General features: G+C 41.6%; 2 protein-coding genes. Both read right to left on the minus strand.

The window, feature by feature from the left end; translation table 11 throughout:
• Window positions 1-754: 754 nt before the first annotated feature.
• Window positions 755-2,158, minus strand: coding sequence for a glycoside hydrolase family 1 protein (locus tag E4T79_RS10515; RefSeq protein ID WP_135030071.1), 1,404 nt, complete (start codon window positions 2,156-2,158; stop codon window positions 755-757).
• A 604-nt stretch (window positions 2,159-2,762) separates the two neighbouring features.
• A partial coding sequence (locus E4T79_RS10520; protein WP_135030073.1) for a putative Ig domain-containing protein occupies window positions 2,763-3,817 on the minus strand: 1,055 nt, incomplete at its 5' end.

A 3,817-nucleotide genomic window follows, 5' to 3' on the forward strand; every position in this document is an offset into this window, starting at 1 on the left:
GCATAATCAGACACTTGGTAGGTTTTCGTTAATTGACTGAGGGACTGCTTATGGCTCAGATACAACTGAAGGATTTCACATTTTTCTTCTACCGATTTTGGACTTCTTTTAGACATACGAAAACTCCCCTTATAGTGTCTAGTGAATTTTTGTTTTTTCACTGTCTACTATAAGGGGAGTATATCACTTTGTCCAGCCTCACTTTTTCAACCTATTTTACAACACTTGCATTTCAACGGGACGAATCCCTTGTTTTCAATGCCATTATAACAGCTGTTCTTGCCGAAAAACTATTTCCCCTATGAAAGAAAACGATTTTTTCTTCACATGCTTGTCATGCTTACCAATCATTTGTCTCTTATAGTCATTTCGTTTATATTTTTATTACTTCGTTCACTCGTCTTGCTGTACTCCAGTACTACCTGCGACTCCTTGCCCAGTACTAAAAATAAACGAAACGGCTATAAAAGCTCAGACGGATGCCCGCACTGCTCCGAACTCCCTCTTCATTACTATAAGCAAACTATCGCTTACAGCTACGAAAGCTGGTTGGCTCCATACTTGACCGATACAGTCAGTACAAGCTACCGACTGCCTAAGCACCTATTATCAAGGTTGAGCGAAAATCCAAGTGTTATAGTCATTTCGTTTATCTTTTATTACTTCCTTACCTCGCTTTGCCGTACTCCAGTACAGCCTGCAGCTCCTTGTCCTAGTACTAAAAGTAAACGAAAAGACTATAAGGTAGAACTTTCTATCTTTCAAAGCCATTGTTTGTGCTTAGCTCCTTAAACCAATGACCTGATTTTTTAATAATCCGCTCTTGAGTCTCCAAATTCAACTCAATCAAGCCGTAACGATTCTTATAAGCATTGAGCCAAGACCAGCAATCGATAAAGGTCCAGAGCATGTACCCCTTACAATTTGCTCCCTCCTCTATCACCTTATGAAGTTCTACCAAATGGTCCATGATAAAGTCAATTCGATAGTCGTCTTGAATCACACCATTTTCGCGGAATCTCTCTTCTCCTTCAACTCCCATACCATTTTCAGTCACTAGCCATTCGATATTACCGTACTGTTCCTTAAGATTCATCCCGATATCGAAAATCCCTTTTTCATAGATTTCCCAGCCACGGTGCGGATTGATTTTCTTGCCAGGCATATCGTAAGGTTCATAGTAATAATGAGGTGTCAAGGGCTCATCTGCATTCGGGCTATCGCTTCTTGCTTGTACTCGCAGGGGTTGATAGTAGTTCACCCCCAAGAAATCAACTGTATTTTCCTTGATGATCTGCAATTCTTCCTTGCTTGCTGGAGGGAGAATATCATGCTGCTTCAGAATTTCTACCAATTCAGACGGATAAACACCCAAGACAGATGGATCAAGGAAGCTCTTCGTTTGGAACAATTCTGCAATCCGTGCAGCATCTTGATCCTCTTGGCTATCACTGCGTGGATAGGCAGGGGTCAAGTTCAAAACAATGCAAATCCGGTGGTCTGGATGCAGTTCATGACAGGCTTTGACAGCCAGAGAACTAGCCAACTGTGTATGATAGGCCACCAGGGCGGCTGCCTTGGCATCAACAATGCCCGGCAAATGAAAATCACCCAAATAACCGCATTCAACAGGGACAATTGGCTCATTAAACGTAATCCACGTGTCTACGATGTCTCCAAACAGGCTAAAACAGGTCCTTGCATAACGCTCATAAGCATAGACCGTTTCCTTATTTTCCCAACCACCACGTTCCTGCAGGGCATAAGGCAAATCAAAATGATAAAGATTGACAATGAGCTGAATCCCCTCGTCCACAATGCCTTGAAAAGCTTGACGATAAAAGTCTACCGCCTGATCATTCACATCACCTGTCCCATCTGCAATCAAGCGCGACCACTGAATAGAAGTCCGGAAGACGGTGTGACCTGTTTCTTTTAATAGCTGAATATCCTCTTTATAATGTTGGTAGAAAGTAGAGGTCTGCTCAGGACCTACCTGATTAAAAAAGCGGTCAGGCTCATTTTGATACCAAACATCCCAATTACTTTTGGACTTACCATCTCCTACAACAATCCCTTCACTCTGAGGACCAGATGTGGAACTTCCCCACAAAAACCCCTTTGGAAAGCGATAAACTGTTTTTGGTGTATCTGACATAGCTTCTCCTTTACATACTCTTTCAGTTTACTCTTTTAGTACTGCCCTAGGCACACTGATTCGCTATAAAAATCAACTTCTGGCTAGCTTTCACCATTGCGTATTGAAAGCTGGAAGATAAAGATAGCAAAGCTCGTCTCCTTTAAACTGACGTTCAGCAAGGCAAATGACAAAGCGCTAAAAAGTAGGCTGAATGACTAAAGCTCTCTTTATGTCTAGTATAAGCTCCCTCGCTCATCTTGTAACTATCTTCAAAAAAGATATTTTTCCACATTCTTAAGGAAATTACAGACTTTTTATAACTCCCCTAGTAACCGACTACATTGAAAAAGTTCCAGAGTTATTCAAAACTCTGGAACTTTTCAATATCTGAGATATTAGATTCTGTTAGGATTATGCTATTATAAGACACTTTCCAACCTTCCTTTAATGAACGACAGATATAACAAGTTCCAAGATTATTCAAAATGGTAGAACTTGTTATATTGCTCATTGGGAATTTCCAAATTGAAAGACCCATGGCTCTGTCCTCATTATATTATGGCTGGGACAAGTTATGATAGCTAATCCAACTACACTTTCAACGATATCTCAAAAGAAGCCTTTATTCTTCCTCTTTTTTACCTTTACCAAGAGCCATGAGACCTACCAAACCAAGGGCAGCAAGACCATATGCTCCTAAATTAGAACTTTCTGTTCCTGTTTTCGGAAGTACCGCTTTTGAAGTTGCTTTCACAGTAGCAGCAAGTGGTTTGCTGTTTGGATCTTTGGAATCTGTACCGGCTGCCTTTTCTTGCTCATCTGTGTAGCCATCGTTGTCATCATCTGAATCGGTGACATCTGGGATACCGTCGCTATCTGTATCACGTTGAACCTTGATAACGAAGTCTTTCTCAGCAATTGTTTTTCCATCTGCATCACTGATAAAGACTGTAATCAAGAAGTTAATTTCTTCCTCATCTTTGCCCCAATTGGTTACAGTTGGGGTACCAGTGATCTTGCCAGTTGCTGGATCATAGGTCAAGCCATCTGGGAGACCTGCAACATATACGTTACCACCCTTTGGTACATTTGATACTGGGATGTTGATTGGCTCAATTGGTTGTTTTTCAATAACTGTTTTATCACCAATTTCACCAACAGTTGCGATTGGTTTACTGTTTGGATCTTTAGAATCTGTACCAGCTGCCTTTTCTTGCTCATCTGTGTAGCCATCGTTATCATCATCTGGATCGGTGACATCTGGCATATCGCCATCTGTATCACGTTGAACCTTGATTGTGATATCTTTTTCGGCAACAGGGTTTCCAGCAGCGTCTTTCACAACCACTTTGACAGGGAAGTCGCGTTCTTCTTCATCTTTGCCCCAATCAGTTACAGTTGGGGTACCAGTGATCTTGCCAGTTGCTGGGTCATAGGTCAAGCCGTCTGGTAAGCCAGTTACTTCAACGCTACCATTGTGTGGAACATTGGTTACTGGAACTTCGATTGGCTCAATCGGTTGTTTTTCAACAACGGTCTTGTTGTCTATATCACCAACAGTTGCGATTGGTTTACTGTTTGGATCTTTAGAATCTGTACCAGCTGCCTTTTCTTGCTCATCTGTGTAGCCATCGTTATCATCATCTGAATCGGTGACATCTGGGATACCGTCGCTAT

The organism is Streptococcus sp. LYSM12 (assembly GCF_004569635.1).
Classification (GTDB): Bacteria; Bacillota; Bacilli; order Lactobacillales; family Streptococcaceae; genus Streptococcus.